Here is a 15,050-nt window from a genome sequence, read left to right as displayed (position 1 = left end):
GCGCGGATCATGCCCGCCGGTGTGAACGTTCCCGTCATGATCGGCGCGGTGCCGCTGTTCACGGTCACCAGTCTGTCCCTCAGCGAGGGGTATCAGGTCGCCAGGATCGCCGGCAGCCGGCTGACGCAGCTCGTGGCGCCGACGACGAGAACGATCAGCGTGGAGGCGGTACTCGTCGGCAGGACCCGGCTGCTGTCCAAGAAGGGCCTGGAGGCGATGGCGCTCACCTCGCGCGCCCTGGCGGGCTCGACGGCGCCGTTGATGAAGGTGGCCGGGCTGCCGGTCGTGTGCGGGATGACCGTCAGCCTCGACATGCAGATCACCAGCCTGCGCTTCACCCAGTCCAACCAGAAGAGGGACGCCGTGGACGTCACCATCAGCCTCGAACAGGTCCCCCGTTCGAGCCTGACCGCGATGCTCGGGGAGGCCATGGACCTCGCGCTCGCCGTCGGCTCCGCCGCGATCCCCACGGTGAGCAAGACGCGTTCGCCGGAGCGCCAGCTGGGAGGTGGACTGTGAGCACCGAACCGCTTTTCCACCGGCTGCCCGTCGAGCCCGACGCGGGACTCCCGCAGGCCTTCCGCTGCCCGATCGGCGGGACCACCTACGACTTCGCCCTGTACGCCAACTTCGACGGCGGCGAGGACGACCCTCCCGAGACCCTGTACGACCTCGCGGTCTGGAGCCGCGTGCCCCAGCCGATGGACCCGGGCCGTCAGCCCCTTCCCCCCGGCCACCTGGTGCTCAGGGTGGCCGGCCCCGGCCCGGACGGCCCGCGTGTCCTCCTCCTGCGCAAGCTCGTTCCCGAGCCTGACCTGGTCCACCGGGCGGGCCCGCTGGCCATCCGCCTCGTCGAGGCGACGGTGGCCCGCGGCAACCTCAACGGAAGCGGCCACTACGGCTCCCGGATCGTGATCGGGGTGGCACGGCGATGGGCGTGATCCTCTGGTACCAGCTCGACTTCCCGATCCTGCGGCAGAAGATCTCGAACGACGTCCGCAGCGGGTCCGTACTGGCCGACGCCGAGATCGAGGTGACGTACGCGATCGGTGAACCGGGAACGTTCGCGATCACCTTCGTGGACCTGCCGCTCCCCGTCCACGAGACGCTGACGACCGAGCTCGCGAAGAGGACCGGCCCCGACGGCGGAGTCGACGTCGACATCCACCTCGGATACCTGGACGACCCGTCCGGGCGGGAAGTGGTTCTGAAGGGCAGGGTCGACGAGATCAGGTCGGCGACCCGGTTCCCCCCGCTCGGCATGCGACTCAGCGGCCACGAGGAGGCGGCGTACCGGCTGCTCAACCACACCGATCCGGGCAGCGAACCGGCCAGGGCCGCCCTCTCCAAGGAGAAGACGACGCCCTACGACGCGGCGAAGCACATCGCCGGACTCGCCGGAGTCGAGGTGGTGGGGCCGGAGGACCCCGACGCTCCCGAGCGCCCGATCAACAGGAGGGAGAAGAACTCCTTCGCGCTGCTCAAGGGAATGGCCTCCGACTTCGGTCAGGAGATCCTCGTCCAGGACGGGACGGTCCAGTGCGGGTCGACCCTCAGCCATCCGCCCACCGAGAGCCGGTTCCCCCTCATTCCCCCGGACGCGGTGCTCGCGGCCATGATGCTCGCCGAGGACACGCTCGTCGCCCACGAGACGATGACCGTCGCCCGGCTGGCCGAGTTCAAACCCGCCCGGCTGGAGGCGGTCGGCAGACAGGCCCTGGTCACCGACAAGGCGGCTCCCGACAAGGTGGAGCTCTTCGACTTCACGGTGCTGGGCGTCCCCTCCCTGCGGGCCGGACAGATGGTGGCCGCCGGAGTGGAGGGGTACGAGAAGCCGCTCGTCGCCTTCCGGGTCCTCCAGCTGACCCACACGTTCTCCCCGCGGAGCGGATACACCTGCACCGGCCGGGCCGTGGAGTTCAGCGCCGTGGGCGGCAACCACCGGCGCAGCGAACTCGCCCGGAAGGCGACCCCGCAGTCGATCGCGGACCTGATCACCGGCAAGGCGCAGGAGCGTGCCGCGGCCAAGCCCTCGGTCGACGTGGGCGAGGTCGACAAGGCCGATCCGGACCTGCGGACGGCGAGCCTGCGCGTCGGCCAGCAGCCCGATCACGCGAAGGCGTCGCCCAGTGTGGACGTGCCGGTCAGCGGCGAGACCGGGGAGCGGTACGACAAGCCCGTCGCGTCACCGTTCGCCTGGCACAACGTCGGTCTGTCGGTCCCGGTGTACCCCGGGATGCGCGCACTGCTCAACCAGGTCAGGGACGACCCCGACGACACCGTGGTGACCGGCTTCCTGTGGGCGAACGACCCCAAGGCGGAGCGCCCCAAGTCCCAGGAGGGCGACTGGTGGCTCTGCCTGCCCACCGAGCTGACCGTCGGCGACTCGCCCAGGCCCACGGGCAAGGGCGTCAACGACCTGATCACCGCGAAGGGCCTCCGGGTCGTGGAGGCGCTCGGGCTGAAGATCGCGATCGGCGAGAAGCAGTGCTCGAAGGTCGGCGCCCGGCCGACCGAAGGGCCCGCCGAAGTCTTCCTGCTCACCCACACGTCGGGGACCACCGTCGCGATCGACGCCCAGGGGAAGGTCACCGTCGACGGGGGAGCGCAGGACGTGGTGCTCAAGTCGGGCCAAGTGACCCTCACGATCGGTCAGGGAAAGGTGGCGATCAGCTGATGTCCTACGTACTCGTCGCAGGCGCCGTCATCCAGTGCACCCACCAGGGCAGGCTCACCCTCGCGGCGGGCGACCCCCGGGTCACCGTCAAGGGCAAGGGAGTGGTCCTCGCCGGGAAGGAGAACGGCCTGGTGTTCGGCTCGGCCGCCACCCCCGTACCGGGCATGCTCGCCCCCTGCCCGGCGACCACGCCCGCCGGGTCGCCCCAGCCCTGCGCCATCACCCCGGCGACCCCCGACGGATGGTCGAAGAAGCTGACCGTCGGCGGCACCCCGGTCCTGCTGGCGACGGCCGCCGGGGCCACCGTGAGCGGACTGGGCGCCGGCCGGTGGACGGTGGCGGACCCCGGCCAAGCCGTGTTGGAGACCCTCTGATGACCGAGAACGAACCGCTGGCACCGCGCGACGACCGCCCCGCCGCCGGTGCCGAGGCCGGGGGCCGGGTACCGCGCGACGGCCGTCCCGCCGCCGGTGCCGAGGCCGGGGGCCAGACAGGGGACTCCCTGCGGGCCGGCCCCTCGCCGCCCGTCGTCTCCCCGGCACCCGCCTTCCGCTTCACGTCGGGCGGATCGGAACTGGCCGCCGGCGTCCGCCCGTACCTGTCCGGCGACGGCCCGCGCGAAGGCGCCCCGAGCCTCGGCCGCAGCCTCGCCCTGCACGAGGGCGACCTCGTCCTCGACGATCGCTCCCACGACCTCGCCCTCGTGGCCGGCGCCGAGGCCCTGGGCCAGGCGCTGGAACTCGGCGTCGCCACCCAGAAGGGCAGCGACCGGCTCAACACACTCTTCGGCTTCGACCGCCTGGCCATCGGCGCCTACGCCGACGACCTGCTCACCCGCAAGCAGTTCCTCACGATGGAACTCGTCCGCTGCCTCAGCTCGGACCTCCGGGTCACCGACGTGCGCGAAGTGTTCTTCGACGACGACCCGCGCTATCGGGAACTGACGCCCGGACTCGACGACGAGGCCCACCGCCGTGAGATCGCCGCCGCGCACGCGGCACGCGTCTACGCGGTCTACGCCATCGTCGAAACCGTCGCGAACACGACTCTCTCCCTCCGAGCAAGGGGAACCCCATGACCTCCGAGGAACGGTACGGCGTCGCCGCGGACGGGTTCGTCGTCAAGGGCATCGACCGGATCGTCGCCGACCAGCAGACCCGCGCCCGAGCCATGTTCGGCGACGACGTCGACCTCACGTCGGGCAGCGCCCTGCGCAAGGTCCTGGACGCCGCGGCCTTCGACACCCACGAGCTGTGGCGGGCTCTCGAATCCCAGTACTACGGCACCTTCATCACCACCGCCCAGGGCCCTAGCCTCGACCTGCTGGGCTGCGACCTCGGTCTGCGCCGCCGCGAACTGCGCGCCCGCGGCCCCGTCTTCCTCGCGATCGCGAAGGAGGAGGCCGGTCGTCGCTACGCCCTCCCGCAGGGCACCGTCCTCGTGACGGAACCCGAGGCCGACGGGTCCGTCCTGGCCTTCCGGAGCACACGGGCCGCCGTCCTCTCCACGGAGCAGAAGAGCGCCACCGTCGACGTCGAGGCCGTCGTGCGCGGTGACGCCGGGAACCTCTCCGCCGGCAGGAAGCTGCGCCTCGATACGGAATGGGCCCGGTACAACCTCACCATGGGCGACGCCGAGGTCGAGGCCGTCGCACAGCAGGCCTTCCACGACGGAGACGTCGGCGAGTCCGACGCCGTCTACCGGGCCCGTCTGCTCGGCGTCCCCCGCACCGTGTGGACCCAGGAAGCGCTCCTCGCCCAGGTGCTCGACGTGAACGGTGTCCGGGACGCGGCGATCTTCGACCCGCTCGGCGGCGTCGAGGCCACCCGTCGCACCTTCGGGACCTTCCGCTTCGGAAGCCGCGCCTTCTCCAGGGACCGCCGGACCGGCTCCCCCTACTTCTTCGACATCGTCGTCGCCGCCGAGCCCGGCTGGCCGTGGCACAGCGGCGAGTCGCAAGTCCCCGGTGTGTACGACGACGTGCTCGACGTCGTCAGGCAGTGGCGGCCCGTGTCGATCTTCCCCGACATCCTCGCGGCCAACCAGGTCGACGTCGGGATGCGCGCCACCCTCGTCATCGAGGCGGGCCACGACGAGGAGGCGGTCAAAGGCGCGATCCTCGACGCCGTACGGGCCTCGGTCGACCGCCTCCGGCTCGGCCACGGCGTGCTCCACTCCGACATCGTCCTCAGCGCCCGCACCGCCGCGGGTGTGGTGGACGTGCAGAACCTGCGGCTCCGCCGCTTCGCTCCGGCCTTCGGCCAGACCTACTACGGCGGCGGCACCTACGGCGGGTCCCAGGAACTGTCCGTGGGCGAGAACCTGCGCCTCGCCCCCGACGAGATCGCCCGCTTCTCCGTGGACACCTCCATGGCCGACCTCCAGGTCGTGATCACATGAACACGACACGATCCTGTGGGCGTCCCCGCTTCCCCGACCCGCTGCCGGGCGGCGCCCTCACCGTCATGCGGGACGCGCTCCCCGCCCCGTACGACCGTGGCATGGAGCGGATGACCGTTCCGCTCGGCGCCCCGGACGCCGGCGACCCGGACATCCCCGTCCCGCTCTACGACTTCGACCGGTACGAGCACTTCTACGGCCGGCGGCCCGCCTCCCCCCGGTACCTCCTCGCCCCCCTTCAGGACCTCACCACCCCCCTCACCGTCCGGGTCTCGTTCACCCGGCACGAGGCCGCGCCCGCGGAGCACGTCGACGTGTCGTTCCCCGCGTGCCACCCGGCCGGACGCGCCCTGACGGTCCCGATCCCCGGCCACGCCGCCGACATCACCGATCGGCTGCGGCTCGAAAGCCTCGCCCCCGTCGCACCCGCGCGCGGCTTCGGGACCGTGGAGTGGGAGGTCACCGCCCTCCTGGGGAACCTGGCCAAACTGCTCTGGGTCATCGGCGCGGAACACGAGCTCGTCGCCGAACACCTGAGGGACGTGACGGCGCAGCGGAACACCGAGACCGCCCACGGCGTCAGCCTGGACCTCCTCGGCCTCGACCTCGGCGCCCCCCGCTTCCCGCCCCGGCCCCACACCGTGGACGGCGCCACGATCGCGCTCTTCCATCTCGACGACGTCCCCCCGGCCGACGAGGACGGGATACCGGATCCTCACGCGGACGTGAGCACCGTCGTCGACGCCGCCGCCCCCGACCGCCCGGGGCACAACACCGGCGCCGACGCCGGTCGGACGGGCCGCTTCGCGCACGCCTTCGGCTTCGGCCTCGGTGTGGACGAGAGCTTCATCAGCGTCGACGACGCCGCCGCCTTCGACCTCCCGGCCAGCGCCCCCTTCGCCGTCGAAGCGATCGTGCGGCCGGAACGGGTCACCACGACCGGAGCGGTGGTCGCCAAACGCGAGAAGCTCAACACCCGCGAGGACAAGGGCTGGGCCCTGACCGTGGGCACTTTCCGCGGCATCGACCGCAACCTCCGCTTCTCCCTCTCCGACGGCAGCGTGAACGTCGAACTGTTCGCCGACCGCGACCTCGGCGACGGAGCCTTCCACCACATCGCCGGCGCGCTCGCCCGCGAGGGGGACACCTCCACCGTCCGGCTCCACCTCGACGGACACGAGGTGGCCCGCCGCGTCATGACCACCCCCCTCGGCGCGCTGACCACCCCCGCCGAACTCCTCATCGGACGGGGAACGGAGGCCCGGGCCGACGGCGACACCACCGCGCAGTTCACCGGTCTGATCGAGGAGGTACGGGTCTCCGGCACGGCACGTGAGGCCTTCGACCCGGTGACCGGCGAACCCGACGAGCAGTACCGTCGCCGGCTCCGGATCTTCCACCGCTGGCTCCTGCCCACCCCCGACCGGCTCCAGGCCGCGGTGAACACGGCTGCCGGAGCCCTCGCCGTCGCCCCGGGAGACCCCGAGCCCTTCGTCGTGCGCGAACAGAGCAGGACCGTGGCCACCGGCCGACTGACCCTGCGCGTCCTTCCGACGGAGCTCCTGGTGAGCCAGTCCGTCACCGCCGACGGCGAATTCGGCACGTTTGAGGAGGCCGCCGTCGGCACCGCGGCCCGCGACGAACCCGACTTCGACCCCGCCTGGCTGATCAGCCGGCCGGACCAGCCCGGCCTGACGTTCGCCGACGGGGACGACAGCCACCGGATGCAACTCGTCGTCAGCCGCGCCCTGGACGCCCTCCTCCTCCGCCTCGCCGGCCCGGACCACCCCGCCGACGGCGACCCGGCGGATCCGGGCGGCACGGCCACCGGCACACTGCACGTCCTCAAGGCGTACGACCCCTCATCCACCGGCCTGCACGGAGTCGGGCGCGCCCTGCTCCTCACCCCCACGCCGTCCGTCGGCCCCGACCGGCTCGGAGCGCTCGCCCACGCGGCCGGATTCGGCTGGGTCCACCACACCCGGGACGGCCACATCCTCGCCGCCCAGCCGCGCGGCGAGGCCTTCCGCGTCACCACGGCCACCACGGACGATTCCCCCGGCCCGCCGGACGTCACGGAAGGCGGTGAACTCGTCCTCGGCACGGAGCCCGACCCCTCCCGGTTCGGCGACGCCGAGATCCGGTGGTCCATCCTCCGCTCCGGAGCCGGCGACGCCGTCTTCCGGCCGCGCGCGCCGGGAGTCCTGCACGCCCGTGCCGCCGGAGACGTCTCGGTGCGCGTCGAGGTCGTCCGCCGCGGCCACGTCGGCAGCGGCACCCGCCGGATCCGGATCGGCCTGTCCGACGACACCCTCACGGCAGGACAGAGCATCAGCGGCACCGGGCGCCTCGGTGCCGGGGAGACGGCCGCCGCGGGCCCGCCCACCCGGGACTTCGACCCGAGCACGCTGTGGGTACGCACCGACGACCTCGGCATCCCGCCCGGCCTGGTCACGTACGGCCCCGAGCCCGAGAGCCGGATGATGCAACGCGTCGCGTCCGACGCCCTCGACCGGCTGCTCGACCTGCTCGCGGACCAACCGGGCGAGCTCCTGGTGCTCCGGTCGTACCTTCCGGAGCAGCAGGAGGAACCGCCCCCGGAACCCGACCCCGACGCCGCCCTGCATGCCCAGGGCCGGGCCCTGCGACTCCGTCACTCCGAGCTGACCGCCTCGGCCCTCGCGGCCCGGGCCTTCGCGGCGGGATTCGACCACATCCGGATCGACTCGCCCCCTCCCACCGACCCGGGCGGACCGGAGACCGTACGCGTCGCGGTCGCCGCCGGCGAGCAGCTCAAGGTGACCCGCCCGGGCGAGGGTGACACCGGGAGGTCCGGGCCGGTCGAGGTCGACGCCGGCGCGTCCGTCGAGGTCGAGGTCACCCCCGCCGCCGCACCCGGCGCGGCCTGCTTCGCCACGGACGGCTCACTGGTCTGCCTCTCCGAGCCGGGCACCCACCGCGTCACCTCCTTCGCCGTCGAGGCGGATCCCCCACGTCCCGCCCCCCGGATCCGCCGGGCCACCGCGCGCAGGGTCGCCCCCTTCCCGGGAGCCCTCGCCTTCGGCGGCGGGCACCTCTTCGTGGCGCACGAACGGCTCGACCGCGTCGCCGTCCTCGACCCGTCGACCCTGTCCCCGGCCGCCGCACCGCCGCAGATCACCTGCCCCCTCCCGACAGCCCTGGCGACGGACGCCGACCGGCTCTACGTCGGCTGCGGCGACCGGACCCTCCGCGCCTTCGCCCTGACGACCGGCGCCCCCTCGATCCCGCTGGAACTGCCCGCGGCGCCGCGGGCCCTCGTGGTCGCCGCCGGCAGCCCCTCCCTGTTCGCGGTCCTGGACGACGGCCACTGGTGCCGCGTGGCGCGCTCGACGCTGACCCTGCGCGAGACGGTCGACACCCACGACCCGGAAGCCCACTCAGCCGCCGTCACGCCGGACGGGAAGAAGCTGTACGTGATCTGCCCCGGAGGGGGCCCGGACGGCGCCGGAGTCGTCCGGGTCTACCGGCCGCCGGCCGGGACACCGGACGCCGAGATCGGCGGATTCCCCGCCGGGGCCGCGCCGACGGCGCTGAGCCTCAGCGGCGACGGGAAGCTGCTGTACGTGGCGACCGAGGGGTCTCCCGCGTCGGTCGGCCGGGTGCACCTCGTCGACGTCGCCACCGACGTCCGCCTTCCGCAGGTCTTCAGCCCGGGCCGAGGCGGTACCGCCCTCGCCGCGAGCCCCTCCGGCGCCCCGTACCCGCCCTGCCTCGTCATGGCCCCTCGCCACGGCGGCACCGTGCTCCTCGCCGATCCCGCCCCGCTCCGCGCGACCCCACCCGGTCCCCCGCGGCTCGATGCCGAACTCCCGCTGGGGGCCGGCACGGGCGAGCTGCTCGCGTGGTCGTCCACCCCCGACGGCCACGGCACCGCCGAACCGGCCACACCCGACGCCCCGGTCTGCGCGTTCGCCGGCCGCACGCCCGGGTACGTCACGCTCCGCGCCACCTACCTCCCCGCCGAGGGGCTGCGGCCGTACCAGTGCGAGGTCCGGCTCAAGGACGCCCTGGAGTCGAACCCCGACGCGGCCGTCACCAAGGAGCAGTACGACCTGATCCTCAACGTCCTCAACTGGTTCCACCCCGTCGGCGTGGAGTGCCGCACGGACCGCCTGCGGGTGCTGGCCGGTCTCGATCCGGAGGAGACGGAACGGCAAGGCCTGTACACGTTCCCCACGTATCACGTCGCGGATCCGTTCTCGTCCCCCTTCATCCGCCTTCGCAAGGACAACCGCCATGATTGAGATCTACCGGCCGCAGTTCACCCACAAGGACTGGATTGACAACCAGGACCGCGTCCAGGCGGGCGGCGAGGAGGGACTCAACCGCCGGTTCCACCAACTGGAGGACGAGTTCGCCGGGCTGGCCAAGAACCAGATCAACCCGATGCTCGCCGTGCTGGGGACGGCGACCAGACATCTCACGCTCGTCCCCGCCCTCATCGCCTACACCGACGCCGAGGTCGAGGTGCCCGCTTGGGCGCAGGCCATCGACATGGTGGAGAAGCCGGCGGGCGAGGCGGCGGCGCACGGCTTCATGAACGTCCTGCTGCCCGACGGCGTTCTGGTGCGCTCCCTGCTGATGACCGGAGCCAATCAGTCCAGCAAGGGGACGCTGACGGTGGCCCTCAAGGGCCGGAAGATCGACAACGGCGATGTGGCCAAGACCCTGGTCGGCACGACGAGGCTGGACGTCGCCGTCGAGCCGGAGGGAGAGGCGGAGATCGAGAACGAGTCCCACCGCTACTTCCTGACGGTCGACGTGGAAGGCGCGGACCTGGACGCGAGGGTCCAGGTGTTCTGCGTCCGGATCGCCTACCAGTGAGCCTCCGGAGCATCCTTCGGTTCGTCGGGAGAGGAGAGGACCATGGCCAGGCCGAATCCGCTCAAAGGACAGGACGGAAGCCCCACTGGTCTCACCCCCGAGCCGCCCGACCACGGCGTGTGGGGAGATGCCGGAATGGGGCATGGCGTCATCGGCAGCAGCGGGAAGACCGGCACGGCGGAGGACCCGATCGGCGGTGTGTTCGGCATCCACAAGCAGTCCGGCGGCGTGGGAGTCGTGGGTGAGGCGCCCCATCCCCTCGGGGGCACGGGAGTCGTCGGTCTCAGCACCGCCGGGGCCGGTGTGTCGGGCCGCAGCAAGGGAACCGTCGCGGGGCTGGTGGGCAAGGGCGGCAAAGGCCCGGGCGTGGAGGGCACGAGTGACGAAGCTCCGGGAGTGACAGGCAAGGGCGGGCCCGGACGCCCCGGCGTGACCGGTACCGGCGACGACGGTCCCGGAGTGGAGGGTTCGAGTACGGACGGCGCGGGCGTGTCCGGCAGTGCCACCGGATCAGGCGCGGGCGTGGCGGGCAGTGCTGCCGGAGCCGGCGCGGGGCTGCTCGGGTCCTCGGTCGACGGCCCCGGCGTCTCCGGGTCGGTCACGGGCTCCGGACCGGGGGTCACCGGCACCGGTGTCACAGGCCCCGGAGTCCGCGGAACCAGCGCGGAGGGCGACGGCGTCACGGGCACGGGCGGCACCGCAGGAGCCGGTGTCGTCGGTACCGCCACCGTCGGAGCGGGCCTCTCGGGCACGAGTGACGAAGGTCCGGGAGTCCTCGCTCAGGGCGGCGGCACCGCCGCGGGCGTCGAGAGCAGGGCCGCGGCCGGACCGGGCGTGTCCGGCACCAGCACCGACGGTCCCGGCCTCTCGGGAGTCAGCACGAACGGCGACGGCGTCACCGGTGAGGGCAAGGGCCGGGGCGCGGGCGTCTCGGGCACCGGCGGCGAGGGCCCGGGCGTCTCGGGCACCAGCACCAGCGGGGTCGGCCTCCGCGGTACGGGGGGAGGGGCCTCCGCCGGGGTGGAGGGCTTCGCCTCGTCCGGTGCGGGGGTGCACGGCACGAGCACGCGGGGCGCCGGGGTGTCCGGCGGGAGTACGGACGGCGTGGGCGTCACCGGGAAGGGCGGCCCCACGAGCGCCGGTGTGGAGGGAGCGGGCGAAACGGGTCCGGGGGTCTCCGGCACCAGCGAGCAGGGCATCGGTGTCCAGGGAATCGGCGGCGCGAGCACCCCCGGAGTCCTCGGCCAGGGCACCGGTGGCCCCGGCCTCAAGGGCACCAGCACCAGCGGAGCGGGCGTCTTCGCGGAGAGCACCACCGGCGCGGGGGTGACGGCGTCGAGCAAGGAGGGCACGGGCGTCTCGGGCACGAGCGGCAAAGGCGTGGGGGTGTCCGGCCAGGGGGGCGGCGCGAGTCCCGGCGTCCGGGGCACCGGCGACGGCGGGCCCGGTCTGTCCGGCTCCAGCGCGAAGGACGTCGGGGTGCTCGGCAAGGGCGGTGGCGGGAACGCCGGCGTCAAGGGCGAGGTCACCTTCGGGCCGGGCGTCCTCGGCAAGAGTGTCCAGGGCATCGGAGTGAGGGCCGAGGGAGCGACCGGCCTGTACGCGACGGGGGCGTCGCGAGCCGCGTTCCTGGAAGGCGATGTCGTGATCACCGGGACGGTGTTCGACGGCGCGAGCCTCATGCGGATCGACCACCCCGTCCAGCCCGAGGAGCGGTTCCTCGTCCACGCGGCGGTCGAGTCCTCCGAACTGAAGAACGTCTACGACGGCTCGGCCGTCCTCGACGAGGACGGCCGAGCCACGGTCGAACTACCCGAGTGGTTCGAGTCGTTGAACGAATCCTTCCGCTACCAGCTGACCGCCGTCGGCGGCCCGGCCCCCGACCTGCACGTCAGCCGTCCCCTCACGGACCACACCTTCGAGATAGCGGGCGGGGGAGCGGGGCTGGACGTCTGCTGGCAGATCACCGGCGTCCGCTGTGACAACTGGGCCCGTGCCCACCCGCTGATCGCCGACAGGAGCAAGTCCTCGGAGGAGAAGGGCCTCCTGGTGCACCCCGACGTGATCGGCCGGCCGGCGGACCGGGGCCTCTCCGCACTCGTCACCCCCGCCGCGCCGGACACCGCGCCGGGCGAGATCTCCCGGGACGGCGCGCGGCGCGGTCACACGACCGGCGGGGCGCCCCGCTAGTCGCCCGCCCCGGGCTCCGGACGAGCGGGACGGACCGCGAACCGTTCGGGCCGGGGTCCCCGGCGAAGCGCCGCCACGCGGTAGCCGAACTCGCCGCGCGTGTCGCTGCCCACGGTCGAACGCACGGTGAATCCCGCGGTGGTCCGGTCCGTCACGTACAGACCGCTCGGCGCCCCGTACTCCGTGAGGAAGACGTGGTACGGGGCGTCCTCGGTGACCGCGACGAACTCCGGGTCGAGGGTGACCCGGGCGTGGCCGTCGACGAGTTCACCGAAGCCGAGGTCCTCGAACCAGCTCTCCGGGGCCTCCACCGCGTAGAGGAGCCGGTGCGTACCGTCGTCCATGCGCAGCGCGAGGCTCTTGTTGCCCTCCACCGCGAAGTCGCCGGTGACGCGAACGTCCCCTTCGAAGAAGCCGGCGAGACCGCTGGTGGAAACGCCCCACACACCGAAGGCCGTCGTACCGGTGAGGGCTTCGCCCTTCACACCGACGCCGTTGTTGCTCGTCGACGAGCCGAGCACCCCCGGCCTGGCCTCGCCCTTGCCCGTCCCGACGACACCGCTCCCGGATTGTTCGGACGCCGCCACGAGTCCGGTCTCGCGGCCGCTGAACCGGGCACCCGTGGTGAAGGTGCCGGTCTTGGTCTCGAAGCCCACTGGCGCGGGCCCGACAGCCGTCCACTTGTCGCCGTTCGCCACGATCGACCTCCGTATCGCCGAGGGGGTGTGCCTCCACAGGGACCACGTATAACCCGGCCGCCGGGCCGACCCGGCCCGACTCGCTCGGCCCGACCTGATCGGCCTAGGGCTGTCCTGCCGATCAGGCCGGGCCCGCGGTGGACGGGCGGGACGCTCAGCGGTCCTTCGACAGTTCCAGAAGCTCGGCGAAGGTTCCGCCCGCGTGGACGAGGTCGTCGAAGCGGCCCTGTTCGGTGATGCGGCCGTCCTCCATGACGACGATGTGGTCGGCGACCCTGGTGTTCTCCAGGCAGTGGGTCACCACGATGGTGATCCGGTCGGCGGCGATCGCCTTGATGCGCTCGAAGATCTGGTGCTCACCGCGCGGATCCATCTGGGAGGTGGGCTCGTCGAGGATCAACAGCCCGGGCCGCCGGTACAGCGCCCTGGAGCAGGCGATCCGCTGCCACTGGCCGCCCGACAGCTCGGAGCCGCCGAAGACGTCGCGGGCGAGGAGGGTGTCGAGGCCTGCGGGCAGGTCCTCGACGGCCTCGCGCAGGCCGACGGCGTCGACAGCCTCCCACACGAGGGCGTCGTCGTGCGTACGGGGCTGGCCGAGCGTGACGTTCTCTCGGACCCGCAGCGGCCACTGGGCGAAGATCTGCGGCACGAGTCCGGTGTGGGCCCAGACGTCGGCCGGGTCGGCGTCGGCGAGGTCGGTGCCGTTCCAGGTGACCTTGCCCTTGTCGGGCAGGTAGATGCCGGTGAGCAGCCTGGTGAGGGTCGACTTCCCCGAGCCGTTCGAGCCGACGACGGCGAGGATCTGGCCGCGCTCCAGCGTGAGGGAGACACCGGCCACGGCGGGCTTGTCCTTGCCCGGGTACTGGTAGACGACCTCGTCGAGCCGGATCTCCTCGATCGGGGCCCGCAGGACACGGTCGCCGCGCCGGGGTGCGCGGGCGGCGGCGTCGTCGAGGAAGGCCTGCATGTCGCTCAGGTAGAGGCTGGTGTGGAAGACGGCGGCTCCGTTGACGACGAACTGGGACAGGGCGGCGAGCATCGTCTGGACGGCGATGACCGCCGTCGCGGCGACCGCGAGTTCGATCCGGCCGGTCACGGCGAGCCACGCGAGCGCTCCCCAGGTCGCGACCAGGAAGACACCGCCGGCGAACGAGGCCAGCACGGCGATCCGCAGGGTCCGCGGCGCGGCGGCCAGGGTGCGCCGGTCACACCGGTCGGACAGGGCGCGGTACCAGAACACCAGGTAGTCGGTCATCGAGTTGGCGCGGACCTCGTCGCCGTACTTCGACGTGGTCGCCCACCAGCGCATCATGCCGCGCACGTTGCGGTCGGCGACGTTGGCGTAGTGGATCTCGTAGTCGACCCGGGCGGTCAGTACGGCCCCGACGCCGGCCGGCAGCACGGCCAGGAGGAGCAGCGGCAGCATCAGCACGTTCAGCACCGACAGGACACCGCCCGCGGTGACCATACGGATCAGCGCGGACAGGAACCGCTGGGCGTCGGTGACCATCACATGGGTCCGCATCACACCCATCTCGGCCGCCTCCTGCCGGTCCGAGAAGCCGTTCTCCGCGTAGGCCGCTGCCTCGACCCGGCACACCGCCTCGACCAGCGCGCTGTCCGTCTCCGTGGTGAGGAGCGGCGTGATCCGCCGCTCGGCGTACGCGGCCACCGCGCCCGCGCCGCGGCCGAGCGCCGCCGCCAGCGCCACCACGAGCAGCGCGGGCAGGGCGCCGTGCAGCCGGTCGCCGGCGGAGCCCCCGCCGAGGACGGATCCCATGGCGCGGGCGGTGGCGGCCAGCAGCACGGCGGCCGAGACGCCCGTGGCGACCTGGCAGCCGACGAGGAGTTGTACGGCGTGCCGGTCGGTCCGCCACGACAGCCGGGCGATCCGTCCCAGCACGGCCGGGATCTGCCCGCACATCCGCCGGAACGAGACCTGGGCGAGTGGATTGACCGAATACTGCCCGCTGTAGGAGATCTCCGCCGGTGGGGGCGGAGGCGGCGCGGTGTTCTGCTTCTCGTGCGTGTCTGCCGAGGTCAACAGGGGCCCCCTTGGAGGTCGTCCGGCTGGTCGTGAGGGTCAACGACCCGGCCGGAATATCGAACACACGTGTTTCGGACGGTGTGCGAACCCCGGGTTCAGGCGGCAGCGCGCGGGTGTCGGGTACACCGACCCGTGCCCCACAAGGGCGGTGCTGTGCAGCCGAGTTGGCCGA

The 15,050-nt window shown here is 72.7% G+C and carries 11 protein-coding genes; 9 read left to right on the top strand and 2 right to left on the bottom strand.

The genetic code is table 11. The annotated features are described in order from the left end of the window. Positions 1-9 precede the first annotated feature (9 nt). The 9 genes from ABT129_RS03985 (at position 10) to ABT129_RS03945 (ending at position 12,133) form a co-directional block, all read left to right on the top strand. On the top strand, positions 10-519 hold the full coding sequence (locus ABT129_RS03985) for a hypothetical protein (protein ID WP_351896197.1): 510 nt from the start codon (positions 10-12) through the stop codon (positions 517-519). After that, complete coding sequence (locus ABT129_RS03980) at positions 516-941, top strand: hypothetical protein (RefSeq protein ID WP_351896195.1); 426 nt, start codon at positions 516-518, stop codon at positions 939-941. The genes ABT129_RS03985 and ABT129_RS03980 overlap by 4 nt, the downstream gene beginning before the upstream one ends. After that, positions 932-2,677: a hypothetical protein gene (locus tag ABT129_RS03975; RefSeq protein WP_351896193.1), complete on the top strand. Its 1,746-nt coding sequence runs from the start codon at positions 932-934 to the stop codon at positions 2,675-2,677. Before ABT129_RS03980 ends, ABT129_RS03975 begins: the two co-directional genes overlap by 10 nt. Further along, a complete protein-coding gene (locus ABT129_RS03970; protein ID WP_351896191.1) occupies positions 2,677-3,051 on the top strand; it encodes a hypothetical protein in 375 nt (124 codons plus the stop codon). Before ABT129_RS03975 ends, ABT129_RS03970 begins: the two co-directional genes overlap by 1 nt. Beyond that, entirely contained in the window at positions 3,051-3,755 is a 705-nt protein-coding gene (locus ABT129_RS03965; protein WP_351896189.1) for a hypothetical protein, read from the top strand. Before ABT129_RS03970 ends, ABT129_RS03965 begins: the two co-directional genes overlap by 1 nt. After that, on the top strand, positions 3,752-5,077 hold the full coding sequence (locus ABT129_RS03960) for a baseplate J/gp47 family protein (protein ID WP_351896187.1): 1,326 nt from the start codon (positions 3,752-3,754) through the stop codon (positions 5,075-5,077). Before ABT129_RS03965 ends, ABT129_RS03960 begins: the two co-directional genes overlap by 4 nt. Next, positions 5,074-9,363 (top strand): LamG-like jellyroll fold domain-containing protein, encoded by a 4,290-nt coding sequence (locus ABT129_RS03955; RefSeq protein ID WP_351896185.1) that lies wholly within the window; start codon positions 5,074-5,076, stop codon positions 9,361-9,363. The genes ABT129_RS03960 and ABT129_RS03955 overlap by 4 nt, the downstream gene beginning before the upstream one ends. Then, positions 9,356-9,943, top strand: a complete 588-nt coding sequence (locus tag ABT129_RS03950; protein ID WP_351896183.1) for a hypothetical protein — start codon at positions 9,356-9,358, stop codon at positions 9,941-9,943. Before ABT129_RS03955 ends, ABT129_RS03950 begins: the two co-directional genes overlap by 8 nt. 135 nt (positions 9,944-10,078) lie before the next feature. Next, positions 10,079-12,133: a hypothetical protein gene (locus tag ABT129_RS03945; RefSeq protein WP_351896182.1), complete on the top strand. Its 2,055-nt coding sequence runs from the start codon at positions 10,079-10,081 to the stop codon at positions 12,131-12,133. Here ABT129_RS03945 and ABT129_RS03940 read toward each other — a convergent pair. Continuing rightward, positions 12,130-12,831, bottom strand: coding sequence for a hypothetical protein (locus ABT129_RS03940; RefSeq protein ID WP_351896180.1), 702 nt, complete (start codon positions 12,829-12,831; stop codon positions 12,130-12,132). The genes ABT129_RS03945 and ABT129_RS03940 overlap by 4 nt on opposite strands. A gap of 154 nt (positions 12,832-12,985) precedes the next feature. Beyond that, a complete protein-coding gene (locus ABT129_RS03935; RefSeq protein WP_351896177.1) occupies positions 12,986-14,875 on the bottom strand; it encodes an ATP-binding cassette domain-containing protein in 1,890 nt (629 codons plus the stop codon). Between the last annotated feature and the right edge of the window lie 175 nt (positions 14,876-15,050).

The organism is Streptomyces sp. NPDC002057 (assembly GCF_040296665.1).
Classification (GTDB): domain Bacteria; phylum Actinomycetota; class Actinomycetes; order Streptomycetales; family Streptomycetaceae; genus Streptomyces.
This window is presented reverse-complemented; position numbering and strand designations above follow the sequence as displayed.

What these genes read in the sequence shown, in the direction of transcription:
- ABT129_RS03985 (WP_351896197.1), top strand. Translation starts at nt 10, where the DNA reads ATGCCCGCCGGTGTGAACGTTCCCGTCATGATCGGCGCGGTGCCGCTG.
- ABT129_RS03975 (WP_351896193.1), top strand. Translation starts at nt 932, where the DNA reads ATGGGCGTGATCCTCTGGTACCAGCTCGACTTCCCGATCCTGCGGCAG.
- ABT129_RS03970 (WP_351896191.1), top strand. Translation starts at nt 2,677, where the DNA reads ATGTCCTACGTACTCGTCGCAGGCGCCGTCATCCAGTGCACCCACCAG.
- ABT129_RS03965 (WP_351896189.1), top strand. Translation starts at nt 3,051, where the DNA reads ATGACCGAGAACGAACCGCTGGCACCGCGCGACGACCGCCCCGCCGCC.
- ABT129_RS03960 (WP_351896187.1), top strand. Translation starts at nt 3,752, where the DNA reads ATGACCTCCGAGGAACGGTACGGCGTCGCCGCGGACGGGTTCGTCGTC.
- ABT129_RS03955 (WP_351896185.1), top strand. Translation starts at nt 5,074, where the DNA reads ATGAACACGACACGATCCTGTGGGCGTCCCCGCTTCCCCGACCCGCTG.
- ABT129_RS03950 (WP_351896183.1), top strand. Translation starts at nt 9,356, where the DNA reads ATGATTGAGATCTACCGGCCGCAGTTCACCCACAAGGACTGGATTGAC.
- ABT129_RS03945 (WP_351896182.1), top strand. Translation starts at nt 10,079, where the DNA reads ATGGGGCATGGCGTCATCGGCAGCAGCGGGAAGACCGGCACGGCGGAG.